The organism is Mesorhizobium sp. M0909 (genome assembly GCF_040319515.1).
In the GTDB taxonomy this organism is placed as follows: Bacteria; Pseudomonadota; Alphaproteobacteria; order Rhizobiales; family Rhizobiaceae; genus Mesorhizobium.
The window spans coordinates 75,122-98,243 of the sequence record NZ_JAMYOA010000006.1; the positions used below are offsets into that span (position 1 = coordinate 75,122).

A 23,122-nucleotide genomic window follows, 5' to 3' on the forward strand; every position below is an offset into this window, starting at 1 on the left:
GAAGCCTAGTTCGTTTCCATCACTGATTGAAGCGAATTTGCCGGACCGTGGCTCATGCGGATTGCGAAGCGTTAATACGCGTATTCCATGAACACCGGCTCGATCGAGCCGCCCCAGCGTGTGTGGTAGGCGGAGAGCATCTCCTCGGCGCTGGTCGTCCCGCGCGCGACGACCTCGTCCAGCGTGTTGAGGAACGAGGTCTCGTCGTAGCCGTCGCGGTTCTTGCGGCCACGGTTCTTCAGTCCCATGCGCGAGATGACGAGCACGTCGCGGGCGATCTCGCGCAACGTCGTGTTGCGGAAGGGCGCCGAAATGCCATGTTGCGGCACCGCGTTGCGCATCGCCAGCACTTCGTCATAGCTCCAGCTCGAGGTCAGCGCCTCGGCCGCGTCGAGCGCCGCCGCGTCATAGAGCAGCCCGACCCAGAAGGCCGGCAGCGCGCAGATGCGCCGCCACGGCCCGCCATCGGCGCCGCGCATTTCGAGAAAGCGCTTCAGCCGCACGTCCGGGAACAGCGTCGACAGATGGTTCGCCCAGTCGCCCATCGTCGGCAGCCCGTCCGGCAGTTCTTCACGGGCAGCCCCCGCCATGAACTGGCGGAAGGTGATGTGCGTCATGTCATGGTACTGGCCGTCGCGGATGACGAAATACATCGGCACGTCGAGCGCCCATTCGACATAATCGGCAAAGCCGAAATCGGGCGAGAAGCAGAATTCGAGCAGGCCGGAGCGCTGATTGTCGGTGTCGCGCCAGATCTCGCCGCGCCAGCTCTGCAAGCCGTTCGGCCGGCTTTCGGTGAAGGGCGAGTTGGCAAACAGCGCCGTCGACAGTGGCTGCAATTTCAGCGACACCTGCATCTTGCGGCGCATGTCGGCTTCGCTCTCGAAGTCGAGGTTCACCTGGATCGTGCAGGTCCGGTACATCATGTCGAGGCCCTTGGTGCCGACCTTGGGCATGTAGCGGGTCATGATCTCGTAGCGCGATTTCGGCATTTTCGGCGTCTCGGCCAGCGACCATTTCGGGCTGCCGCCAAGGCCGAGAAAACGAATGCCCATCGGTTCGGCGATCTCGCGCACCTGCGCCAGATGCGCATTGCCTTCGCGGCAGGTCTGGTGGATCGTCTCCAGCGGCGCGCCGGACAGCTCGAACTGGCCGCCTGGCTCCAGCGAGATCGCGCCCTGGCCGGTCGGCTCGACCAGTCCGATGATGCGGCCGGAATCCATGATCGGGTCCCAGCCGAGTTTGTCCTGCATGCCTTCGAGGATGGCGCGGATGCCGCGCTCGCCGCCATAGGGCACCGGGGCATTGCCGTCGACATAGAACGGGAATTTCTCGTGCTCGGTGCCGATACGCCATTTGTCGCGCGGCTTGTTGCCTTCGGCCAGGTGCTCGACGAGTTCGTCGACGCCTTCGATCGGCCGGAAGTCGGTGGTATCGCGCGCCATAATAGCCCTCCGCACATGACCCCGAAAACCGGCTTCGATTTTCGGAAGGGATCAGGTGCCCAATCAAATGCTACAGCGTCCTTTGCGCGTCCGAAAGGACACGCGGCCACTGCCGGCGCTAGATGGACGAAATGTCAGTAGCCGATCAAGCGAAAAATCCTGAGCCAGAGGGTAACGGGAATTGATCACCAATCGCCGATTGTCGCCTGGATCAGCGCCAGTGCCGCCACCGCCGCCGTATCCGCTCGCAGGATGCGCGGCCCGAGCGGAATGGCGGTAACGAAGGGCAGCGCTCTCAGCATCCTGCGTTCCTCGTCGGAAAAGCCGCCCTCAGGCCCGACCAGCAGACCGAGCTTTCTCTCCCGCACCGCCTGCAATGCCGGCAGGGGATTGTTGGTCGATGCATCCTCGTCGCAGAAGATCAGCCGCCGCTCGCGGTCCCAGCCCGCCAGCAGGCGCTCGAATTTTTCCGCTTCGCGCAGCTCCGGCACCGCCAATATGCCGCATTGCTCGGCCGCCTCGACGACATTGGCGCGCAGGCGCTCGATGCCGGGTTTTGCCACTTGCGTATGCTGGGTGATGACCGGCTGCAGGATGCCGGCGCCCATCTCCACCGCCTTTTGCACGAGGTAGTCGAGCCGCCCTTGCTTCAGCGGCGCGAAGCAATAGACGAGATCGGGCAGCGGCGGCTGCGGCCGCTGCAACTCCATCACCTTCAGGCGCAAGGCCTTCTTCGATTTCGCGGCGATTGCCGCCGACCATTCGCCGTCGCTGCCGTTGAAGACCAGAACCTCGGCGCCTTCGCCGAGCCGCAGCACATGCGAGAGATAATGGCTCTGCTGCTGGCCGACGTCGAACTCGATATCCGGTCCAAGCTCGTCCGGCACGAATAGCCGCTGCATCTTGTAATTGGCGCGCATCGCCGAGGAATGGGCGAGGCCGTCGCCGGCGTCAAGCCTCCGCGCTGGCGTGCCAGACAGGTCTGTAGCCACGCTTCAGCACGGAAACAGTTGTCGCCGGCGTGAGCATGCCGATTGGACCGTGGGTAAAATCGCCGAATCCCACCGGATCGCCATAGCCGCCGAAACTCCAGGGCAGCGCTGCGCCGTCAAAAAGGGCGTACGCCCTTTTTCCTGACGAGATCATCGTGCCGTCCGGCAAGTCCGCAAGCGCCTCCGGTTTCAGTCGCGGCGCCCGCCCGCCCGATGCCAGGCGCTCCTTGTGCAGGCGCTTGTCGAGCTGCGGCGCGCGTGGCTCGGCAATGCCGAAGGCGTCGCCGAAGCGTTGGACAAAATCCCTGGCCCGCTCGCGCCGGCAGAAGAAGCAGGGCCGGTGCCCGGCGGCAAGTGCCGTCACCTCGTCGAGGAAAAACAGCTCGGTCCAGCCGGCCTTGCCGCCCAATTGGTCGTCGCTTTGCCGGTTGCGCCCCATCGGCTGGCGCCGCACGTCGCCGTATTCGCAGACACAGATGATCCAGGCTTGCAGCGCCCAGCGCTTCTTCAACAGCGTTCTCGTCTCGGGTTCGTGAATGATGCCGCGATTGCCCATGAACAGGCCGCGCTCCGGCACGGCATGGATGGCGCCGAACGGGTCGACCCGGTTTTGCAGTGGCATAGGCGTTCCCTGTTGGCTGCAATGCTGACGCCATGATATCGCTCGCTGCATCAATTTCATGTCAGCAGGTTTCGATGCGGGTCTTGGTCGTCCAGAACTTCGACAATGAGGGCCTTGGCCAGATCGGCGCGGCGCTTGTCGAGGCGGGCGCCGATATCGACCTGCGCCGGCCGTATCGCGGCGACGCGCTGCCGCAAGATAGCGGCTGGCATGACGCCATGGTGGTGCTCGGCGGCGCCCAGAATGCGCTCGACGACGAGCTCTGCCCGTATTTCCCGGGCCTGCTCGATCTGACGCGCAACTTTGCCGACAGGGATCGCGCGGTGCTCGGCATCTGCCTTGGCAGCCAGTTGGTCGCGCGCGCCTTTGGCGGCGAGAACCAGATAGGCGGTGCCTCGGAGTTCGGCTGGCACGAGGTCGCGCTCACCGCGGCGGCGCAGGCCGATCCGGTGCTCGTCTCCTTGCCTGAAAAATTCCCGATCTTCCAATGGCACGACGACACCTTTGACTTGCCCGAGACTGCCGTGCGGTTGGCCGGCAATGCCGTCGCCGAGAACCAGGCGTTCCGCATCGGCCGCGCCATCTACGGCTTCCAGTTCCATTTCGAGGCCGACAGTCCGATGGTGCGCGACTGGAGCACCTCCTTCGCACCGCTGATCGCCGAGCGGCATCCTGAATGGGCGGGCCGGCTCGACGATGAAATGGCCCGCAACGGACCGCAAGCCGATGCCGCCGGCCTGGCCATCGCCCGCGCCTGGGTGGCGACGATCTGACGGCTCATACAGCCAACGTATTTGGCGACGTTGCATATTTGGCACGCGGCGGCAAATCCGCCGGGGATAACGCGTTTCATCCTTGGCCTGTGTCAGTCCGCCAGCCTAAAAGGCGCCCGCTCTGCATCTTGCGTGCAACCGCGATGAACCTTTCCTGTGACCCGCGCGACACACCGCCGATACAGAACATGCCTAGAAGCGCGAAACCGTCAGACATTTGCGACGTATTTCGCGTTTCAACGCATTGGTAACCCGCTCGTGCATAGATGCAGAAAGCTCAACAAGAGATGACGTCCGTGAAAGCAGCCTTTTTGTCCTTTGCCATGTTGTCGGCCATCGTCTTGTGCGGCCTCGGCATTTATTCCGCCGACGCGGCCAACAACCACAATGCCGTCGACGGCTACGGCGTCACCGCCGCGCTTCGCTAGACCCTCTGCACATAACCTCACGCCTTACCTACGCCCGCTCACCCGTCACCGTCAGGATCCGTTTCTCCGCGCCGTCCACGACGAGCGCGGTGAGGTTTCCTGAGTGCCAGGCGAGGGTGTCGACATTGACGCGGTTGCCGGTGATCTCGGGTTTGGCCACCGGCGTATGGCCGTGCACCACGATCTTGGGATGAAGGCCGGTGTGGTCGTGGAAGACCTCGCGGATCCAGATCAGGTCCTGCGGGCTCTGCCTTTCCAGCGCAATGCCGGGCCGGATGCCGGCATGACAGAAGAAGAAGTCGCCGAATGTCACTGAAAAGGCAAGCGAGCGCAGGAACTCGACATGGTTCTGCGGCACCGCCTCGAGCAGTGCGGCGTGCCCTTGCCGCAATGCCACATCGGCGCGGCCAAACCAGGCGCTGCTGCCACCGAGAGACACGCCATAGGATAGCGCCGTCTGGATGCCGCCATAGCGTATGAACAGGCCGTCCGGGTCGGGGACATCGAGAAAATCGAGGAAGCCGAGATCATGATTTCCGGCCAGCATCAGGTGACGCGGATCGCGTTTTTGCGCGTCGATCAGGAAATCGATGACGCCTTTGGAGTCCGGACCCCGGTCGACATAGTCGCCGAGATGGATCGCGCGCCAATCGGCAGTGGGCTTCCTCTCCAGCTCGCCCTCGATCCGGCGGTGCATGGCGGTCAGCAGGTCGAGCCGACCGTGCACATCGCCGATCGCATAGAGGCGCATACCTTCCGGTCCGCGCGCTTCGAAAAAATTGATACCGGGCTCCGTCAATGCCTGCGTCGCCTCCGTGATCGTGCCCTCACAGGACTTTAGCGCCGAAGCTGATCCTTGCCCATGTCGGTGACCAGACGCTTTCCGCACAGTGCCAGCGTTATGTCCATCTCCTTGCGGATGATTTCCAGCGCCTTGGTAACCCCTTCCTTGCCGAGTGCGCCGAGGCCGTACAGGAAAGGCCGTCCGATATAGGTGCCCTTGGCGCCGAGGCACAGTGCTTTGAGCACGTCCTGGCCGGAACGGATGCCGCCGTCCATATGCACCTCGATCGTGTCGCCGACGGCGTCGGCGATCTCTTCCAGCGCCATGATCGACGACGAGGCGCCGTCGAGCTGGCGGCCGCCATGGTTGGAAACGATGATCGCGTCGGCACCCGTCCTGGCCGCCATCAGCGCATCTTCCTTGTCGAGTATGCCTTTCAGGATCAGCTTGCCGCCCCAGCGCTCCTTGATCCAGGCGACGTCCTTCCACGACAGATGCGGATCGAACTGCTCCTTCGTCCAGGACGACAGCGAGGCGAGGTCGCCGACGCCCTTGGCGTGGCCGACGATGTTGCGGAAGCTCCGGCGCTTTGTCCCGGCCATGCCGACGCACCAGCGCGGCCTTGTCGCCATCTGCCAGATGTGCTTCGGCGTCATTCGCGGCGGCGCCGAAAGCCCGTTGCGGATGTCCTTGTGGCGCTGACCGAGGATCTGCAGGTCGAGCGTCAGCACAAGCGCCGAACATTTCGCCGCTTTTGCGCGGTCGATCAAATCGAAGACGAAGTCCTTGTCGCGCAGCACGTAGAGCTGGAACCAGAACGGCTTCCTGGTCACCGACGCGACATCCTCGATCGAGCAGATGCTCATTGTCGACAGCGTGAACGGCACACCGAATTCCTCCGCCGCCTGCGCCGCCAGCATCTCGCCGTCCGGATGCTGCATGCCGGTCATGCCGGTCGGCGCCAGCGCCACCGGCATCGTCACCTTCTCGCCGATCATGGTCGATTCCAGCGAGCGGTTGTCCATGTCGACAAGCACGCGCTGGCGGAACTTGATCTTCTGGAAATCCTCTTCGTTGGCGCGGTAGGTGCTTTCGGTCCAGGCGCCGGAATCGGCGTAGTCGAAGAACATCTTCGGCACGCGGCGGCGCGCCAGGTCCTTGAGGTCGGCGATGGTGAGAATGCTGCTCATGGATCTTTTTCCGCTGGTTCTTCGCTGGTTCGCGTTGGATTTTCTGGGCGGGGCCTACGGCTGTTTTCTTGCCGCCTCACCGTCACCGGGCTCGGAGCGTTGCCTGAGCCTCAGCCGCGACACGCGCTGCCAGTCGCCGCTGCGCTCGGCCTCGGCCATCGATCGTTCGACGTAGGAGATGTGGTCCATCGCCGCCTGCCGCGCCGCAGCCGGATCGCCGGCCTTGACCGCCGCATAGATTGCCCGGTGCTGCGAAAGCAGCGCCTCGCGCGCGCCCGGCACGTTGAACACCAGCCGCCGGTTCTGGAACACGCCTTCCGACAGCAGCCGATAACAGGAGCGCAGCGTGTGCAGCAGGATGATGTTGTGCGCGCATTCGCAGATCGCGTGATGGAACTCGATGTCGATTTCCGCCTCGTCGTCGAAATTGGCGGTCCGGTGCGCCTCGTCCATGCGCGCCATGATGCGGTCGAGCAGCGCCAGATCGTCCGATGTGGCACGCCGCGCTGCATATTCGGCAGCCACCGCCTCGATCTCACGGCGGTACTCCAGATAGTCGGTCACCGCCTTGCGATGCATCGAGATCAGGTCGGTCACCGGCTTGGTGAACAACTGGCCGATGACATCGGCGACATGGGTGCCGCCGCCTGGCCGTGTCGTCAACAGCCCGCGCCCTTCCAAGGCTTTCAAGGCATCGCGCAGGATCGGCCGCGACACCTCGAACTGGCGCGCCAGCTCGCGCTCGCCCGGCAGCCGGTCGCCGGTGCGCAGCACGCCTTCGAGGATCAGGCTCTCGATCTGCTGCACCACCTCGTCGGCGGTGCGCGAATGCTCGATCCGGGAGAAAATGTCGCTCAAACGGGGTCCTGGGGGTTGAACCGAAGTCGCGCAAGATAAAGCCAGCGTCGCCAACTGGTCAAATTATTTATCCAATTCGCCGGGGCCGGGTCGATTTCGAAGCCGCGGCGCCATATCATCTTCAGCTAAATTGGGCGTTTGCGTCCTCTGGCGATTGCCTCTAGAGGGACCTCATTGCCAAAGGGCTCAGGGAAGCCCGGGGGACCAGCCGTGCCAGACGCCGACCCGTCCAACCTCGAATTCCACCTGCGCGCCAAAGCCGTGGGCGGCAGCGTCATGGGCTTTCCGGCGCATGAAGGTCGGCCGGGCGCGCTCGGCGAGGTCCACGCCCGGCCGCATCCGCTGGTCGAAAAGCCGCGCGTGCTGGTGCAGCTTTCCTTCATGACCGAAGCTGGATCCGGCGTCGATCAGGCCGTGCTTTCCGAATTGTCGCGACGCCTCGGCATCGCCGCGCCCGACCCTCACGCCCGCCACCACGCGATGAAATGGGGCAAGGGCTCGGTGCGCTGGGAACGGCACACGGAGTTCTCGACCTACCTCTGGGAAGGACCGCTCGCCGAAAACGGCAGAGGGCAAGAAGAAACACCATTCGGCAACGGGTTTTCGCCGCCGGGAACGGTGATTTCCGGCATTAGGCTCGAAATCCGCAAATGGACGCCGGCGAACGAGAGGCTGATCGCCGGCTTTGACCCGACCAGCCTGTGCTACTCGCTGGTCGAGCGCGGCAACGCGGCCATCGTCACCGATTTCCGCCAGGACGGCGACGGCTTGACCCGCATGCTGGTGCTCGACCGCGGCCTGACCCCGGCGCGCACCGGGGCACTGTCACAGCGGCTGATCGACATCGAGACCTACCGCACGCTGGCCATGCTTGGACTGCCGCTGGCGCTGACGCTGTCCGGTCGCGCCCGCCGCATCGAAGACAGGCTGGCTCAGACCACCTTGGAAATGAAGGTCGCCGAGACCCGCGACAGCCAGACGCTACTTGCCGACTTGACCGAACTGGCCGCCGAGCTGGAGGCCGATGCCGCCTCCAGCCTCTACCGCTTCGGCGCCAGCCGCGCCTATGACGGCATCGTTCGCGAACGGCTGGAAGCGCTCGATGAAGAGGCGGTGCCCGGCTACGACACCTGGGGCGGTTTTCTGCAGCGCCGCGTGGCGCCGGCGATGCGTACCTGCCGTTCGGTCGAGGAGCGTCAGGCCAACCTGTCGACGAAGCTCACCCGTGCCACCACGCTGCTGCGCACCTGGGTCGACGTCGAGGTCGAAAAGCAGAACCGCGATCTTTTGGCTTCGATGAACAATCGTGCCCGCCTGCAATTGCGGCTGCAGCAGACGGTGGAGGGGCTCTCGGTCGCCGCCGTCTCCTACTATGTCGTCGGCCTCATCGGCTACGTCGCCAAGGGCGCCTCGGTCTTCGGCCACGCCTTTGCGCCGGAAATGGTCACCGCCGCCTCGGTGCCGCTCGCCGTCGTGCTCGTCTGGTGGGGCGTGCGCCGCGTCCGCCGCATGCACTCCGAACCAGGCAAGCAGCCCGGCGAATAGTGAAGGGCGGAGCGGCAGATTGCCGCTGCGGAAGGCTGTCCCGGCCATAGGCCTCCCAACCCGGCCAAAGCGGCATTTGCAAGCGACCACCGTCGCTGGTAAAAGATTTTTACCAGTCGATCGAAGGAGGCTGTCGATGTCCGGCCTTGCCATGCCGAAACCAGACGACGCCACGATGCGCCGGCGCGACGAGATCGTCGCCGATATGCGCATCATCGTGCCGGGCGAGGGCGTCGTCGACGCCGCCAATGCCATGCGCGCCTTCGAGAGCGACGGGCTCACCGCCTACCGGCAATTGCCGCTCGTCGTGGTGCTGCCGCAGACCGTGGCGCAGGTGTCGCGCGTATTGAAGTATTGCAGCGATCGCAACATCCGCGTCGTGCCGCGCGGTTCCGGCACCTCGCTGTCCGGCGGCGCGCTGCCGCTCCAGGACGCGGTGCTGCTGGTCATGAGCCGCTTCAACCGCATCCTCGAGATCGATTTTCAGAACCGCGTCGTCGTCGCCCAGCCCGGCGTCACCAATCTCGGCATCACCACCGCCGTCGAGCAGGAGGGCTTCTATTACGCCCCCGATCCATCCTCCCAGATCGCCTGCTCGATCGGCGGCAATGTCGCGGAAAATTCCGGCGGCGTGCACTGCCTGAAATACGGTCTCACCGCCAACAATGTGCTCGGCATCGAGATGGTGCTGATGAATGGCAAGGTGGTGCGCCTCGGCGGCAGCCATCTCGACGCGGAAGGCTACGACCTGCTCGGCGTGATGACCGGCTCCGAAGGACTGCTCGGCGTCGTCACCGAGGTCACCGTACGCATCCTGAAGAAGCCGGAGACGGCGCGTGCCCTGCTGATCGGCTTCCCGACCAGCGAGCAGGCCGGCCAATGCGTCGCCGACATCATCGGCGCCGGCATCATCCCGGGCGGCATGGAGATGATGGACCGTCCGGCCATCCACGCCGCAGAGGATTTCGTCCAGGCCGGCTATCCCCTGGATGTCGAGGCGCTGCTGATCGTCGAGCTGGACGGGCCGGGTGTCGAGGTCGATCACCTGATCGGCCTGGTCGAAGCCATCGCCTATAGGAACGGCTCGACCACATGCCGCATTTCGCAATCGGAGCAGGAGCGGCTGAGTTTCTGGGCCGGCCGCAAGGCGGCTTTCCCGGCGGTCGGCCGCATCTCGCCCGACTATTACTGCATGGACGGCACCATACCGCGCAAGGAACTGCCGCGCGTGCTAGCCGGCATGCGCGAACTGTCGGAGAAATACGGGCTCGGCGTCGCCAATGTCTTCCACGCGGGCGACGGCAATCTGCACCCGCTCATCCTCTACGACGCCAATGTGCCGGGCGAACTCGAGAAGGCGGAGAGTTTCGGCGCCGACATATTGCGGCTCTGCGTCAAGGTCGGCGGCGTGCTGACCGGCGAGCACGGGGTCGGCGTCGAGAAGCGCAACCTGATGCCGGAAATGTTCAACCAGATCGACCTCGACCAGCAGATGCGCGTCAAATGCGCGTTCGACCCCAACCATCTGCTCAACCCGGGCAAGGTGTTTCCGCAGCTGAGGCGATGCGCCGAACTCGGGCGGATGCACGTGCATCGCGGGCAAGTGGCGTTTCCGGACATTCCGAGGTTTTGAGGGGTATGTTGGCGCTTGGACACCCCCCTCTGTCCTGCCGGACATCTCCCCCGCAAGGGGGGAGATTGGCTGCTTCAACGTCCTGCTCGCCTTCAAGCGTTGATGGTTGGCGAAAGCCTAAGCGACATCCGATCTCCCCCCTTGCGGGGGAGATGTCCGGCAGGACAGAGGGGGGTGGGAAGGATCGCGGCTTCTCGTCATTTACGACTGGCGGTTCTGCCGCATGACCACCTTCACCCCGACCACATCAGCGGAAACCCTCTCCACCGTCGCTTGGGCAGCCGCCGAAGACTCGCCGCTCGAAATCATCGGCCATGGTTCCAAGCGCGGCATCGGCCGGCCGCAGCAGAGCGAGCATACGCTCGACCTTTCCAAACTCTCCGGCGTCATGCTCTACGAGCCGGCCGAGCTGGTGCTGTCGGCGAAGGCCGGGACGCCGCTGGCCGAGATCGAAAGCCTGCTTGCCGAAAACGGCCAGCAACTGGCCTTCGAACCGATGGATTACGGCCCGCTGCTCGGCGGCGAGCCAGGACGAGGCACCATCGGCGGCGTGCTTGCCGCGAACCTTTCCGGGCCGCGCCGGCTGAAGGCCGGTGCTGCGCGCGACCACATTCTCGGCATATCTGCCGTTTCCGGGCGCGGCGAGGCCTTCAAGTCCGGCGGCCGCGTGGTCAAGAACGTCACCGGCTATGATCTGTCCAAGCTGATGGCCAACAGCTGGGGCACGCTGGCGGTGTTCACCGACGTCACCTTCAAGGTGCTGCCTGCCGCCGAGACCGAAGTCACGCTCGCCATTCGCGGCCTGCTCGACGATCACGCCGCCGCCGCCATGGCGCTGGCGCTCGGTTCCAGCGCGGAGGTGTCGAGCGCTACCCATCTTCCCGAACGGGTCGCAGCTAGGGTCGCTGACGGCAGTCTCGGCAGCGATGCGGCGACGCTGCTGCGCATCGAGGGCTTCGGCCCGTCGGTCGCTTACCGCATTGCCGCGCTGAAAGACCTGCTGAAAGACGCTGGGCCGCTGCAGGAGATTTCCGGTTCGGTATCGTATTCGGTCTGGCGTGACATCCGCGACTGCGCGCCGTTCGCCGATGGCGGCGAAAGGCCTGTGTGGCGCGTCTCGATGGCGCCGTCACAGGGCCACCAGATGGTGCTGGCGCTGCGCATGCAGGCCGCGGTCGATGCCTTCTACGATTGGCAGGGCGGGCTGATCTGGCTGCGCATGCAGCAGGACGATCCCGAGGCCGGCCTGTTGCGCGGCCTCATCAGAAGACATGGTGGCGGCCATGCGACGCTGGTGCGCGCAACCCCCTCGCACCGCGCTGCCGTTCCCGTGTTCGAACCGCAAGCGCCGCAACTGGCAGCACTGTCGGCGCGGCTGAAGGCCGAATTCGACCCGAAGAATATCCTCAATCCCGGCCGTATGGCGCCGGGCGCAGGCTCTGCTACTCTCGCCGCGGCAACCGAGGGAGGAGCACAATGAGCGATCCAGGCCAAAACGGTACGTCACGCCAGACCGACCGCTGGCTAGAGCCCGGCCCGACCAACGCGCTGGTCATCTACATCCTCTATCTCGCCGGCCTAGCCATCGGCGTCAGCGGCATTGTCGGCATCGTCCTGGCCTATATCAACCGCGGCAAGGCCGGCGGCTTCGTCGAGAGCCATTACACATTCCTGATCCGCACCTTCTGGATCGGCCTGCTCTATGCACTGATCTCGGCGCTGCTGATGATCGTGGTCATCGGTGTCGTGCTGATTTTCGCCGTCGCCGTCTGGTTCATCGCCCGCTGCATTCTCGGCCTGCAGGCGCTGCAGCGCGGCGAAGCGGTCAAGAACCCGGAAAGCTGGTTTCTAGGATTATGAGCGTGATCCCCAAAAGCGGGTACCGGTTTTGGGAAAAGATCATGCTCAAACGGTAAGGATTCGTTTACGTGCAGACCAATTTCTCAGCTGCCCAGCTCGCCGATCCGCTTGTCGCGGAATCGGAGAAGATCCTGCGCAAATGCGTGCATTGCGGCTTCTGCACGGCCACCTGCCCGACCTATGTGACGCTCGGCAACGAGCTGGATTCGCCGCGCGGCCGGATTTACCTGATCAAGGACATGCTGGAAAATGGCCGGCCGGCCGACAAGGAGATCGTCACCCATATCGACCGCTGCCTGTCCTGCCTTGCCTGCATGACCACCTGCCCGTCGGGCGTCAACTACATGCATCTGGTCGATCACGCCCGCGCCCACATCGAGGAGACCTACAAGCGTCCGCTGGCCGATCGTCTGACCCGCGCCATGCTGGCCTTCGTGTTGCCCTATCCCTCGCGTTTCCGCGCGGCGCTCAAGCTGGCGAAGCTCGGCCAGCCATTCGCCGGCCTGTTTGAGAAAATCCAGGCCTTGAGGCCTCTGGGCGCCATGTTCAAGCTCGCACCCGCGTCGGTCCCGGCAGTCTCGCCGATGGCCTCGCCGGGCGTCCATGCGGGGCAGGGCGCGAAGAAAAATGGCCGCGTCGCCATCCTCACCGGCTGCGCGCAATCCGTACTCGATCCCGGTATCAACGACACGGCGATTTCGCTGCTGACCCGGCTTGGCGTCGAGGTCGTAGTACCGGAAGGCGAAGGTTGCTGCGGCGCGTTGGTGCACCACATGGGACGCGAGGACGCTGCCTTGGCGTCGGCCCGACGGAACGTCGACGCCTGGACGCGCGCCATCGAGCAGGGTGGGCTCGACGCCATCGTCATCACCGCATCCGGCTGCGGCACCACCATCAAGGATTATGGCTTCATGCTGCGCCTCGATCCTGCCTACGCCGACAAGGCGGCGCGCGTCTCGGCGCTGGCCAGGGACATCACCGAATATCTGGCAAGCCTCGACCTGCCCGAGCCGATGCGCAAGCCGGGCACCATTGTCGCCTATCACTCGGCCTGCTCGATGCAGCATGGCCAGAAGATCACCCGCCAGCCGAAGGAGCTTCTGGCCAAAGCCGGGTTCGTCGTGCGCGAGCCGCGCGAAGGGCATCTCTGCTGCGGTTCTGCCGGCACCTACAACATCCTGCAGCCCGGGATTTCGGCGACGCTGCGCGACCGCAAGGTCAGGAATATCGAGGCGACCGGCGCCGAAATCATCGCCACCGGCAATATTGGCTGCATCACCCAGATCGCCTCTGCCGCGAAGCTGCCGGTGGTCCATACGATAAAGCTGCTCGACTGGGCCTATGGCGGGCCGAAGCCCGAAGGCGTTCGCGAAGAGATGGCGGTTATCGCGGCCGAGTGATCCGCCAGTCGCCTACTCCGCCGCCAGTCTGTCCGCCGTGCCGTAGGTTGCCTGGTAGCGGGCGCGCTGGCGGCTGAGCGCCACCATGGTGTTGCGCAGCAGGATCGCCACGGTGATCGGGCCGACGCCACCAGGCACCGGCGTGATCCACGACGCGACATGCCTGACGCTCTCGGCATCGACGTCGCCGACGATGCGGCTCTGGCCGTCTGGCCCGATCTCCGAATTGATGCCGATATCGATGACGGCCGCACCCGGCTTGACCATATCGGCCTTGATCAGCCGCGGCTTGCCCACGGCGACGAACAGCGCGTCGGCGCGGCGTGCGTGTGCTGCCACCGAGCGCGTCATGTGATGGCAGACCGTCACCGTCGCGCCTTCGCTCATCAAAAGGAAAGCGATCGGCTTGCCGACGATCTCGGAATGGCCGACGACCACCACTTCGAGCCCCTTCAGGTCGAGGCCGGTTTCCTTGAGCAGTTCGACCGAGGCAGCCGCCGTGCAGGGCGCCAGATCGAGCTGGTTGTAGACGATGTTGCCGATCGAGGCCGGATGCATGCCCTCGACGTCCTTGAGCGGATGCACCGCCGCCTGCAGCGTCTTGATCGGGATGTGCACCGGCACCGGTCGCTGGATGATGATGCCGGTGACGCGCGGGTCGGCGTTGAGGCCGTGGATCGCCGCTTCGAGTTCGCCGGCGGTGATGTCGGCGCGAAAGCGCCTTTCCTCGAAGCCGATGCCGGCAAGCCCCGCCTTGGCGCGCTGGTTGCGGACATAGACGTCGACCGCCGCTGTGTCGCCGACGGTGATCGACACCAGCTTGGGCGGAAAGCCTTCGGCGGTGGCGATCGCCGCGTCCTCGCGCACGCCGGCGATGATGCGTTGGGCAACCGGGCCGCCTCGGAGATAGCGGCTGTCGTCGGAGAGGGTCATCGAGATAGGGCCTTTGTCTGGAACTTTAGCCGCCACATAGCAAAGCAACCACGAAAAGGCAGTGCGAAAAACGAACCGCCATGCCCGTCGCGCGACGTGCCGGCGAAATCTTCCCGTCAATTCTTGCTGGTGTTGGCGGAAACAAAAAGGGCAGCACGGCTTGCCGCGCTGCCCTTTCGTGACTGGCCGCATCCCCACACGGCCCGTCCCCCGTTATTCAGTACTCCCGAGGCTTCTGAGCAGAATCATCGGTGAGGTCAACCGCAGATTACATCACTACAACCGTCGTGCCAACATTGACCCGCTCGTAAAGGTCGACCACGTCCTCGTTGCGCATGCGGATGCAGCCCGACGACACCGCGCCGCCGATCGTCCAGGGCTGATTGGTGCCGTGGATACGGTACTCGGTCGAGCCGAGATAGAGCGCGCGTGCGCCGAGCGGGTTTTCCATGCCGCCGGCGAGATAGGTCGGCAGATAACGGCCCTTGGCGGCCTCGCGGGCGATCATCACCGCCGGCGGCCGCCAGCCCGGCCAGACGCGCTTGTTGGTGATCTTGTGGGTGCCGGACCATTCGAAGCCCGGCTTGCCGGTGCCGACGCCATAACGCCGCGCCTTGCCGTTCTTCTCGACCAGATAGAGGAAATTCTCTCGCGTATCGATGACGATCGTGCCCGGCTTCTGCGGGCCGTCATAGGCGACTTCCTGCGGCAGATAGATCGGGTCGATCTGCGGCCGCATGATCATGCGCTTGGCCGGTGCCTGCACCGCTGCGGTGCGCAGCTGATCGGGTTCGGCCTGGCGCCGATAGCGCCGTTGCGGCTGCGCCTCTTGCCGGCTCTGCCGCACGATGCCCGGCGCATGGCCGAGCTGCAGCACCCAGGGCGCCGAAAGGTCGGGACTGACCACCACCGGCGGCCTCTCGGCATAGCGGTCGTTGGCATTGGCGGCACCGGCGGCAAGCACGGCGGCGGCGCCGAACAGTGGGAACAAGAATGTCTTCATCGCAACGCACCTTGATCGTCGAACATGCCGGGGTGCAAAGCCTCCCCGATTTCGCCGACAATGAGCGCGAAGCGGCCACCGAAACATGAATCGGAATGCGTAAAATGCCGATCTGTCAGTAAAGCTTTTGGTGTGGTTACCGCCCGGTTCAGGAATCTGGTAAAGCCACGGTAAAGGCCGCGTCAAAACGCGTTAACGCCAGGACAAGAACGGAATTCCGCCATGGACGAAAAGACAGGTCTGCTTGCCGGTCCCGACGGCGTCGCCCGCTGCGTCTGGCACGGCAACCTGCCGGATTATCTGCACTACCACGACCACGAATGGGGCCGGCCGGTCGCCGACGACCGCCGGCTGTTCGAGAAGATCTGCCTCGAGGGTTTCCAGTCGGGCCTGTCCTGGCTGACCATATTGCGCAAGCGCGACAATTTTCGCGAGGCCTTCGCCGGCTTCGATGTCGACAAGATCGCCGCCTTCACCGACGCCGATGTCGAGCGCCTGCTCGGCAATGCCGGCATCATCCGCCATCGCGGCAAGATCGTGTCGACCATCAACAACGCCAAACGCGCCCGCGAGCTCATCGACGAGGCCGGCTCGCTGGCGGCATGGTTCTGGAAGTTCGAGCCAGGACCGGACGAGCGGCCCGAGATCGTCGATCTCGCCCATCTGCGCGCCAACCCGACGACGGCCGTCTCGGTCCGCATTTCGAAAGAACTGAAGAAGCGCGGCTGGAGCTTTGTCGGCCCGACCACCGTCTACGCCTTCATGCAGGCGATGGGGCTGGTCAACGACCATCTCGAGGGCTGCGTCTGCCGCGAGCCGGTCGAGGCGGAGCGGAAAGCCTTCAAGCGGCCGAAATAGCGGCTCAGGCGCCGCCGGCGCCGGCGAGGAAAAACCCGGCGAGGATGGCCGCCAGCGCGGCGAACACCGGATAGATCACCAGCAGGCCGGTTATCAGCACGTCGCGCATGGTCGGCCCGTTGCGCTGTTGCGCCGCGATCTCGAACGGTCCCGCGAATTGCTTCGTCGCCTTCGGCGCATGATTGTCGGCCGGCCGCAGCCGGACCGAGGCGTCGCGTGCGCCGCTATCGATGATGTCGAACTTCTGTAGCGTGGCCATGGGCCCGAACCCGTTGTTTCGGCGCGCTTATCGGCCCGGATTGTGTCTGCACGATGCCGCGCGCATGGCGCAATTGTTTCAGCTTCTTTTTCTTGCCTTCTCCCACAAGGGGGAAGGAGAAGCGCAAACCCTTGCCGCTCCCGGCTGCATCGGTTAGGACACCCGCGCCGTGGAAATCGGATATTTAACCGATCCCCGGAGCGCCACGAAACACCGAGTACCCATCCCATGGCCGACAAATCCGAAAAGATGAAAGCGCGGCTGCCGCGCGGCTTTGTCGACCGCGGCGCCGACGACCTGCGCGCCGTCGAGAAGATGATGGCGACGATCCGCTCGGTCTTCGAGCTCTACGGTTTCGAGCCGGTCGACCAGCCGCTCATCGAATACACCGATGCGCTTGGAAAGTTCCTGCCCGACCAGGACCGGCCGAACGAGGGCGTGTTCTCGTTCCAGGACGACGACGACCAGTGGCTGTCGCTGCGCTACGACCTGACCGCGCCGATGGCGCGCTTCGTCGCCGAGAATTACGAGCGCCTGCCGAAACCCTATCGCAGCTACCGCTCCGGCTGGGTGTTCCGCAACGAAAAGCCCGGTCCCGGCCGCTTCCGCCAGTTCATGCAGTTCGACGCCGATACCGTGGGCACCCCGGGCGTTGCGGCCGATGCCGAGATGGCGATGATGATGGCGGACGTGATGGAGGCGCTCGGCATCAAGCGCGGCGACTACGTCATCCGTGTCAACAACCGAAAAGTGCTCGACGGCGTGCTCGAGGCGATCGGCCTCGGCGGTGACGAGAATGCCGGGCGCCGGTTGACGGTGCTGCGGGCGATCGACAAGCTGGACAAGCTCGGCGTCGAGGCCGTGCGCCTGCTTTTGGGCGCCGGGCGCAAGGACGAGAGCGGTGATTTCACCAAGGGCGCCGGGCTGGACAATACGCAAATCGACGTTGTCATCAGCTATTTCACAGTCATGGCGCAGCATGATCCCGAAAAAATTGTCCAGACACTGGGATCCATCAACCCCGGTGTCAGCAATCTTTTCGAGGAAAGGAAACTCGAACATCTGGGCATCACGAACGCCTCGTTTGTTGAGGGTCTTGCAGAGTTGGAGCAGATAAGAACCATGGTCGCACAAAGCGGCTACGGTGAGGATCGCATTCGCATCGACCCCTCCGTCGTGCGTGGCCTCGAATATTACACCGGCCCGGTCTACGAGGCCGAGCTGCTGGCCGAAATCCCCAATGAGGACGGCCAGATCGTGCGCTTCGGTTCGGTCGGCGGCGGCGGACGTTATGACGGTCTCGTCTCGCGCTTTCGTGGCGAGCCGGTGCCGGCGACGGGTTTTTCCATCGGCGTCTCACGCCTGATGACGGCGCTGAAGAACCTCGGCAAGCTCGATACTTCCGATGTCATCGCGCCGGTCGTCGTGCTCACCATGGACAAGGATACGGAAAGCCTCGGCCGCTACCAGAAGATGGTGGCCGAGCTGCGCGCCGCCGGCATCCGCTCGGAAATGTATCTCGGCGGCGCCGGCATGAAGGCGCAGCTGAAATACGCCGACCGCCGCGGCAGCCCCGTCGCTGTCATCCAGGGCGGCGACGAGCGCGCCAAGGGCGAGGTGCAGATCAAGGACCTGATCGAGGGCGCACGGATGTCGGCCGAGATCGCCGATAACGCCGAATGGCGCGCCGCACGGCCGGCGCAGGTGACGGTGGCGGAGAGTGAGCTGGTTGCCGAAGTGAAGAAGATACTTGCGGCGCAGGCGGCTGACCGCGCGAAGGGTGGCGCGTGAACACCCCCCTCTGGCCTGCCGGCCATCTCCCCCGCAAGGGGGGAGATTGGATGTCGCGCCTGCTTTCGCCAATCTCCGGCGTTGGAGAAAAGGTGCCGGGGCCCAAGCTGCCGATCTCCCCCCTTGCGGGGGAGATGTCCGGCAGGACAGAGGGGGGTGCCTCGCGCCCAACCGATCAATGACCTCCCGCTACCCCGCCATCGCATCCGACATCGCGACGCTCTTCGCCGCGCGCGACACCCATGCGGTCGAAGTCGCCGTGCTGCAGCCGGCCGACCCGTTCCTTGACATGGCCGGCGAGGACTTGCGCCGTCGCATCTTTCTCACCGAGAGCGAGACCGGGCAGACGCTTTGCCTGCGGCCGGAATTCACCATTCCGGTCTGCCTCGACCACATTGCCAGCCAAGCCGGCACGCCGCGCCGCTATTCCTATCTCGGCGAGGTGTTTCGCCAGCGCCGCGAGGGCGGCAACGAATTCTTCCAGGCCGGTATCGAGGACCTCGGCGACCGCGACACGGCCGCCGCCGACGCCCGCTCGCTGGCCGATGCGCATGCGCTGCTTTCGCTGGTGCTGCCCGGCCGCGAGCTGGTGGTCACGCTCGGCGACCAGACCATCTTCGAGGCGGTGCTGGCAGCGCTCGGCCTGCCGCGCGGCTGGCGCATGCGGCTGGCGCGCGCCTTCGGCTCGGCGGCGATGCTGGAGGCAGCCCTTGCCGACCTCGCCAATCCGCCGCGCAACAGCCAGCTCGCCGGCGCGGTCGCCGCCCTTGTCCTTGATGGCGATCTGGACGCTCTCTCGGCGCATATCGCCGGCGGCATGGAAGAGGCCGGCCTGTCGGCAACGGCCGGGCGTTCGCCCTCCGAAATCGCGCGGCGCCTGGTCGAGAAGGCCGAATTGCGCAGCGTGCGGCTGTCGAACGAGGCATTTGCGGCGCTGAAGGGGTTTCTGGCGATCGACGTGCCGCTCGACAGCGCCGCCGGGGCGCTCGAAAGCTTTGCCGCCGATGCCGGCCTTTCGCTGGGCGCCGCACTGGACAATTTTGCCGCCCGCGCGGCGGCCATCGAAAGCCTCGGCCTGCCGATGTCTGAAATCCGCTACGACGCTGCCTTCGGCCGCCCGCTCGATTACTACACCGGCCTGGTCTTCGAGATCGCGGCGCAAGGCGGCGACCGTCCGCTCGCCGGTGGTGGCCGCTACGACCGGCTGCTGACGCTGCTCGGCGCAAAAACGCCGATCCCCGGCGTCGGTTTTTCCGTCTGGCTCGACCGCATCGAGGCGCTGCGGGAGAAGGCGCCATGATCACGCTGGCGCTGCCGTCGAAGGGCCGGCTCAAGGAGCAGGCGCTGGAGGTGCTGGCCAAGGCCGGGCTTGCCGTCAGCCTGCCCGGCGATGAGCGCAAATACCGCGCCCGTATCGATGGCATGGACGGCGTCGAGATAGCGTTCCTGTCGGCCTCCGAGATCGCGGGCGAAATCGGCCAGGGCTCGGTCGATCTCGGCATCACCGGCGAGGATCTGCTTCGCGAAAACCTTGCCGATTGCGAGGCGCGCGCCGAAATCATCGCCCGCCTCGGTTTCGGCAATGCCGATGTCGTCGTCGCCGTGCCCGACATCTGGCTCGATGTCGACACCATGGCCGATCTCGACGACGTCGCCGCCGACTTCCGCCAGCGCCATGGCCGGCGGCTCAGGATCGCCACCAAATATTGGCGCCTGACCCAGCAGTTCTTTTCGCAAAAGCACGGCATCCAGGTCTATCGCATCGTCGAAAGCCTGGGCGCCACCGAAGGCGCGCCGGCGGCCGGATTGGCCGATATCGTCGTCGACATCACCACGTCAGGCTCGACGCTGCGCGCCAACCATCTCAAGGTGCTGGCCGACGGGCTCATCCTGCGCTCGCAGGCTTGCCTCGTCGCGTCGCGGAAAGCGCGGGCAGCGGCGGACGAGGCCGTGTTGCGCGATATTGCGGGCAGGATGGCGTCGGTGGAGACAGGCTGACGCCGCCGATCTCCCCCTTGAGGGCAGGGGATGTCGCCGAAGGCGACAGAGGGGGTCGGTACGTCTTGACGCGACTCTCCTGACCGACAGAACAGGCTGGAGCTCGACGCGCGGCGACCCCCTCTGGCCTGCCGGCCATCTCCCCCTCGAGGGGGGAGATAAGCAGCTACGCCGACCCGAAGCAATTTCCTGACATACAGCAATTTTGTTCTTGCTTTGTGCCGGCAGCTATGCTACTAGTCTCGCTATGGTGCCAATTGGCCCTGAAGACCCGCCCGCCGAGGCGGGTTTTTTGTTTTTGGCCCGGACAGGCTAGTTCCAGCGCAAGCCCCACCATCGACGGGATTTCCACCACCCCGCCGGGCTGATAGGCTCGGCTGGTCTGCGGAGGACACGGCGATGCCGATCAATCTCGACGAGTTGAAGAATGCCACCAGCCTGCGCGGCAAGCGCGATGGCGGCTCGTTCATTGCGCCGGTCGACGGCACGGCGCATGTCTCGGGCGAGCGCAGTGTGCCGCTGCTTAACCTGACCATCCCGGCGCTGTTTGCCGATACGGTCAGCAAATATGGCACGCTCGATGCCGCCGTCTTCGTCGAGCAGGACAAGCGCTTTACCTGGGAGGAACTGTCGGAGACGGTCGATGCGCTGGCCGCCGGCTTCCTGGCGCTCGGCCTCGAGAAAGGCGATCGCGTCGGCATCTGGTCGCCGAACCGCTGGGAATGGCTGGTGACGCAATTCGCCACCGCCCGCATCGGCCTGATCCTGGTCAACATCAACCCGGCCTACCGGCTGGTCGAACTGGAATATGCCTTGAACAAGGTCGCTTGCCGAGCGCTCGTCACCGCCGCCAAGTTCAAGAGTTCCGACTATCTCGGCATGATCGAAACGCTGGCGCCGGAGATCGCCACGGCCACCCCCGGCAAGCTCGACGCCAGCAAGCTGCCGGCGCTGAAGACCGTCATCCGCATGGACGAGGAGAGTTCGCCGGGCATGTTCAATTTCGCCGATGTGCTGGCGATGGCCGGGCGCGACGAGCATGACCGGCTCGACCGCATTTCCGACGGGCTGAAACCGGACGACGCCATCAATATCCAGTTCACCTCAGGCACGACCGGCGCGCCGAAGGGCGCGACGCTGACCCACAACAACATCGTCAACAACGGCAATTTCGTCACCGCGGCGATCCGGCTTACCGTCGACGACCTGCTGTGCATCCCGGTGCCGCTCTACCACTGCTTCGGCATGTCGATGGGCACGATGGGCTGCGTCACCAAGGGCGCGACCATGGTTTTCCCGAGCGAGGGGTTCGATGCCGGCGCCACGCTGAAGGCGGTGGCAACGGAACGCTGCACCGCGCTTTACGGCGTGCCGACCATGTTCGTCGGCCTGCTCGACCATCCGGATTTCGCCTCCTTCGATCTCACCAGCCTGCGCACCGGCATCATGGCCGGCTCGCCATGCCCGATCGAGGTGATGAAGAAGGTGGTGTCGCTGATGCACATGGCCGAGGTGACCATTGCCTACGGCATGACCGAGACCAGCCCGGTGTCCTTTCAGAGCAGCGTCGACGACCCCCTGGAAAAGCGCGTCTCGACCGTCGGCCGCGTCCATCCGCATGTCGAGGTCAAGGCGATAGACGCCGAAGGCGCCACCGTCGCGGTCGGCGCGCCGGGCGAGCTCTGCACGCGCGGCTATTCGGTGATGAAGGGCTATTGGGACGACGAGCAGAAGACCCGCGAGGCCATCGACGCAGAGGGCTGGATGCACACCGGCGACCTCGCCACCATCGATGCAGACGGCTATTGCAACATCGTCGGCCGGGTCAAGGACATGGTCATCCGCGGCGGCGAGAACGTCTATCCGCGCGAGGTCGAGGAATTCCTCTATCGCCACCCCAAGATCAAGGAGGTGCAGGTGTTCGGCATTCCCGACCCGAAATATGGCGAGGAGCTGTGCGCCTGGATCGTGCTGAAGCCCGGCCAGATCACCACGGAGCAGGACATCAAGGCGTTCTGCGCCGGCCAGATCGCCCATTTCAAGATCCCGCGCTTCATCCGCTTCCGCACCGAATTGCCGATGACGGTGACCGGCAAGCCGCAGAAATTCCTGATGCGCCAGGCGATGATCGACGAACTGGGATTGGTGACGCAGAAGACGGCTTGAGAAGGCTTGCGTCTACGCGTGACGGAGGCGTTGTTTGGGCAACATATTTAGGGGGTGTTCCATGCGGATTGGGTTCGTGCTTTTCCTGGCAACGCAGCTGGCAGCCACCGCGGCGCTGGCGCAGACGGCGGCCGAGCGTGAGGCCTGCCAGGCAGATTACCAGAGATTGTGCAAGGGCGTGCTGCCGGGCGGTGGCCGCGTCGTCAAATGCCTGGCCGGTCACATAAGCGAGCTGACGCCCGAATGCAGGAAAGTCGTCAAGGCCAACACGCCCGGCTAGCGCGCGAGCTTCCCTGCGGGTGACATGATGTTTCGGACCAGGGGACAGGCGAGGTGTGCGGGGGCAGGAGGATTCTTGCGAAGAGGACCCCCACCCCTGACCCTCCCCACAAGGGGGAGGGGGACTTTCGGTGGCGCCGACCTTTGCAAAATTGCCTGCATTTCGTCGCCAAAAGGAAAGCAAGGGCGCGCGGCAGCGTTCCCTCCCCCCTGTGGGGAGGGTTAGGGTGGGGGTCCATTTTCGCAAGACTCCAAATGCGATTGCCTTTCCCCTTGAAGGGGTGGGGTACGCTGCGATTGAGCTC

General features: G+C 64.8%; 22 protein-coding genes. 13 read left to right on the top strand and 9 right to left on the bottom strand.

The window, feature by feature from the left end; all coding sequences use genetic code 11:
- Positions 1-71: 71 nt before the first annotated feature.
- From NKH83_RS11120 to NKH83_RS11130, 3 genes are all read right to left on the bottom strand, one after another.
- Entirely contained in the window at positions 72-1,445 is a 1,374-nt protein-coding gene (locus tag NKH83_RS11120; protein ID WP_352804116.1) for a glutamate--cysteine ligase, read from the bottom strand.
- Positions 1,446-1,630: 185 nt separating this feature from the next.
- Positions 1,631-2,365: a 16S rRNA (uracil(1498)-N(3))-methyltransferase gene (locus NKH83_RS11125; protein WP_352804735.1), complete on the bottom strand. Its 735-nt coding sequence runs from the start codon at positions 2,363-2,365 to the stop codon at positions 1,631-1,633.
- Between the two features lie 31 nt (positions 2,366-2,396).
- The gene (locus NKH83_RS11130; protein ID WP_352688471.1) at positions 2,397-3,059 is read right to left on the bottom strand and encodes a hypothetical protein; all 663 of its coding nucleotides are present in this window, start codon (positions 3,057-3,059) and stop codon (positions 2,397-2,399) included.
- A gap of 74 nt (positions 3,060-3,133) precedes the next feature.
- On the opposite strand from NKH83_RS11130, the gene NKH83_RS11135 reads away from it, so the two are divergent.
- Both NKH83_RS11135 and NKH83_RS11140 read left to right on the top strand, forming a co-directional pair.
- Positions 3,134-3,832 carry a type 1 glutamine amidotransferase gene (locus NKH83_RS11135; RefSeq protein ID WP_352804119.1) on the top strand — a complete coding sequence of 233 codons (699 nt, stop codon included), beginning with the start codon at positions 3,134-3,136 and terminating at the stop codon, positions 3,830-3,832.
- Positions 3,833-4,128: 296 nt separating this feature from the next.
- Positions 4,129-4,260 carry a hypothetical protein gene (locus tag NKH83_RS11140; RefSeq protein ID WP_280952144.1) on the top strand — a complete coding sequence of 44 codons (132 nt, stop codon included), beginning with the start codon at positions 4,129-4,131 and terminating at the stop codon, positions 4,258-4,260.
- Between the two features lie 28 nt (positions 4,261-4,288).
- On the opposite strand, the gene NKH83_RS11145 is transcribed toward NKH83_RS11140, so the two are convergent.
- From NKH83_RS11145 to NKH83_RS11155, 3 genes are read right to left on the bottom strand one after another with little or no spacing between them, the layout of a single operon-like run.
- The gene (locus tag NKH83_RS11145; protein ID WP_352804122.1) at positions 4,289-5,059 is read right to left on the bottom strand and encodes a metallophosphoesterase family protein; all 771 of its coding nucleotides are present in this window, start codon (positions 5,057-5,059) and stop codon (positions 4,289-4,291) included.
- A 38-nt stretch (positions 5,060-5,097) separates the two neighbouring features.
- Positions 5,098-6,234 carry an alpha-hydroxy acid oxidase gene (locus NKH83_RS11150; RefSeq protein ID WP_254819311.1) on the bottom strand — a complete coding sequence of 379 codons (1,137 nt, stop codon included), beginning with the start codon at positions 6,232-6,234 and terminating at the stop codon, positions 5,098-5,100.
- 54 nt (positions 6,235-6,288) lie between these two features.
- Positions 6,289-7,092: a FadR/GntR family transcriptional regulator gene (locus tag NKH83_RS11155; protein WP_254819312.1), complete on the bottom strand. Its 804-nt coding sequence runs from the start codon at positions 7,090-7,092 to the stop codon at positions 6,289-6,291.
- Between the two features lie 210 nt (positions 7,093-7,302).
- On the opposite strand from NKH83_RS11155, the gene NKH83_RS11160 reads away from it, so the two are divergent.
- The 5 genes from NKH83_RS11160 (at position 7,303) to glcF (ending at position 13,530) form a co-directional block, all read left to right on the top strand.
- Positions 7,303-8,637: a DUF3422 family protein gene (locus tag NKH83_RS11160; protein ID WP_352804126.1), complete on the top strand. Its 1,335-nt coding sequence runs from the start codon at positions 7,303-7,305 to the stop codon at positions 8,635-8,637.
- A 136-nt stretch (positions 8,638-8,773) separates the two neighbouring features.
- The gene (locus NKH83_RS11165; RefSeq protein WP_352804129.1) at positions 8,774-10,270 is read left to right on the top strand and encodes an FAD-linked oxidase C-terminal domain-containing protein; all 1,497 of its coding nucleotides are present in this window, start codon (positions 8,774-8,776) and stop codon (positions 10,268-10,270) included.
- A 223-nt stretch (positions 10,271-10,493) separates the two neighbouring features.
- On the top strand, positions 10,494-11,750 hold the full coding sequence (locus tag NKH83_RS11170; RefSeq protein WP_352804132.1) for an FAD-binding protein: 1,257 nt from the start codon (positions 10,494-10,496) through the stop codon (positions 11,748-11,750).
- A complete protein-coding gene (locus NKH83_RS11175; RefSeq protein WP_254819316.1) occupies positions 11,747-12,130 on the top strand; it encodes a DUF4870 family protein in 384 nt (127 codons plus the stop codon). The genes NKH83_RS11170 and NKH83_RS11175 overlap by 4 nt, the downstream gene beginning before the upstream one ends.
- A gap of 68 nt (positions 12,131-12,198) precedes the next feature.
- On the top strand, positions 12,199-13,530 hold the full coding sequence (gene glcF, locus NKH83_RS11180) for a glycolate oxidase subunit GlcF (RefSeq protein WP_352804135.1): 1,332 nt from the start codon (positions 12,199-12,201) through the stop codon (positions 13,528-13,530).
- Between the two features lie 12 nt (positions 13,531-13,542).
- Here glcF and NKH83_RS11185 read toward each other — a convergent pair whose 3' ends face one another.
- Complete coding sequence (locus NKH83_RS11185) at positions 13,543-14,463, bottom strand: bifunctional 5,10-methylenetetrahydrofolate dehydrogenase/5,10-methenyltetrahydrofolate cyclohydrolase (RefSeq protein ID WP_352804138.1); 921 nt, start codon at positions 14,461-14,463, stop codon at positions 13,543-13,545.
- A 268-nt stretch (positions 14,464-14,731) separates the two neighbouring features.
- A complete protein-coding gene (locus NKH83_RS11190; RefSeq protein WP_352804141.1) occupies positions 14,732-15,466 on the bottom strand; it encodes a L,D-transpeptidase in 735 nt (244 codons plus the stop codon).
- A 222-nt stretch (positions 15,467-15,688) separates the two neighbouring features.
- On the opposite strand from NKH83_RS11190, the gene NKH83_RS11195 reads away from it, so the two are divergent.
- Positions 15,689-16,324, top strand: coding sequence for a DNA-3-methyladenine glycosylase I (locus tag NKH83_RS11195; protein ID WP_352804144.1), 636 nt, complete (start codon positions 15,689-15,691; stop codon positions 16,322-16,324).
- Between the two features lie 4 nt (positions 16,325-16,328).
- On the opposite strand, the gene NKH83_RS11200 is transcribed toward NKH83_RS11195, so the two are convergent.
- The gene (locus NKH83_RS11200) at positions 16,329-16,583 is read right to left on the bottom strand and encodes a hypothetical protein (RefSeq protein WP_352475820.1); all 255 of its coding nucleotides are present in this window, start codon (positions 16,581-16,583) and stop codon (positions 16,329-16,331) included.
- A 228-nt stretch (positions 16,584-16,811) separates the two neighbouring features.
- Between NKH83_RS11200 and hisS the strand changes: the two genes are divergently transcribed.
- The 5 genes from hisS to NKH83_RS11225 all read left to right on the top strand — a co-directional run bounded on the left by hisS (position 16,812) and on the right by NKH83_RS11225 (position 22,818).
- Entirely contained in the window at positions 16,812-18,374 is a 1,563-nt protein-coding gene (hisS, locus tag NKH83_RS11205; protein ID WP_352804148.1) for a histidine--tRNA ligase, read from the top strand.
- Positions 18,375-18,552: 178 nt separating this feature from the next.
- A complete protein-coding gene (locus NKH83_RS11210) occupies positions 18,553-19,674 on the top strand; it encodes an ATP phosphoribosyltransferase regulatory subunit (RefSeq protein WP_352804152.1) in 1,122 nt (373 codons plus the stop codon).
- Positions 19,671-20,372: an ATP phosphoribosyltransferase gene (hisG, locus tag NKH83_RS11215; RefSeq protein WP_352804155.1), complete on the top strand. Its 702-nt coding sequence runs from the start codon at positions 19,671-19,673 to the stop codon at positions 20,370-20,372. The genes NKH83_RS11210 and hisG overlap by 4 nt, the downstream gene beginning before the upstream one ends.
- 399 nt (positions 20,373-20,771) lie before the next feature.
- The gene (locus tag NKH83_RS11220) at positions 20,772-22,538 is read left to right on the top strand and encodes an AMP-binding protein (RefSeq protein ID WP_352804158.1); all 1,767 of its coding nucleotides are present in this window, start codon (positions 20,772-20,774) and stop codon (positions 22,536-22,538) included.
- A 61-nt stretch (positions 22,539-22,599) separates the two neighbouring features.
- A complete protein-coding gene (locus NKH83_RS11225; protein WP_352804161.1) occupies positions 22,600-22,818 on the top strand; it encodes a cysteine rich repeat-containing protein in 219 nt (72 codons plus the stop codon).
- The last annotated feature ends 304 nt before the right edge of the window (positions 22,819-23,122 follow it).

Bases quoted from the DNA above. Each gene is read 5' to 3' on its own strand.
- NKH83_RS11120 (WP_352804116.1), bottom strand. From the start codon at position 1,445: ATGGCGCGCGATACCACCGACTTCCGGCCGATCGAAGGCGTCGACGAA.
- NKH83_RS11125 (WP_352804735.1), bottom strand. From the start codon at position 2,365: ATGCGCGCCAATTACAAGATGCAGCGGCTATTCGTGCCGGACGAGCTT.
- NKH83_RS11130 (WP_352688471.1), bottom strand. From the start codon at position 3,059: ATGCCACTGCAAAACCGGGTCGACCCGTTCGGCGCCATCCATGCCGTG.
- NKH83_RS11135 (WP_352804119.1), top strand. From the start codon at position 3,134: ATGCGGGTCTTGGTCGTCCAGAACTTCGACAATGAGGGCCTTGGCCAG.
- NKH83_RS11150 (WP_254819311.1), bottom strand. From the start codon at position 6,234: ATGAGCAGCATTCTCACCATCGCCGACCTCAAGGACCTGGCGCGCCGC.
- NKH83_RS11165 (WP_352804129.1), top strand. From the start codon at position 8,774: ATGTCCGGCCTTGCCATGCCGAAACCAGACGACGCCACGATGCGCCGG.
- NKH83_RS11170 (WP_352804132.1), top strand. From the start codon at position 10,494: ATGACCACCTTCACCCCGACCACATCAGCGGAAACCCTCTCCACCGTC.
- NKH83_RS11175 (WP_254819316.1), top strand. From the start codon at position 11,747: ATGAGCGATCCAGGCCAAAACGGTACGTCACGCCAGACCGACCGCTGG.
- NKH83_RS11185 (WP_352804138.1), bottom strand. From the start codon at position 14,463: ATGACCCTCTCCGACGACAGCCGCTATCTCCGAGGCGGCCCGGTTGCC.
- NKH83_RS11190 (WP_352804141.1), bottom strand. From the start codon at position 15,466: ATGAAGACATTCTTGTTCCCACTGTTCGGCGCCGCCGCCGTGCTTGCC.
- NKH83_RS11195 (WP_352804144.1), top strand. From the start codon at position 15,689: ATGGACGAAAAGACAGGTCTGCTTGCCGGTCCCGACGGCGTCGCCCGC.
- NKH83_RS11200 (WP_352475820.1), bottom strand. From the start codon at position 16,583: ATGGCCACGCTACAGAAGTTCGACATCATCGATAGCGGCGCACGCGAC.
- hisS (WP_352804148.1), top strand. From the start codon at position 16,812: ATGGCCGACAAATCCGAAAAGATGAAAGCGCGGCTGCCGCGCGGCTTT.
- NKH83_RS11210 (WP_352804152.1), top strand. From the start codon at position 18,553: ATGACCTCCCGCTACCCCGCCATCGCATCCGACATCGCGACGCTCTTC.
- hisG (WP_352804155.1), top strand. From the start codon at position 19,671: ATGATCACGCTGGCGCTGCCGTCGAAGGGCCGGCTCAAGGAGCAGGCG.
- NKH83_RS11220 (WP_352804158.1), top strand. From the start codon at position 20,772: ATGCCGATCAATCTCGACGAGTTGAAGAATGCCACCAGCCTGCGCGGC.
- NKH83_RS11225 (WP_352804161.1), top strand. From the start codon at position 22,600: ATGCGGATTGGGTTCGTGCTTTTCCTGGCAACGCAGCTGGCAGCCACC.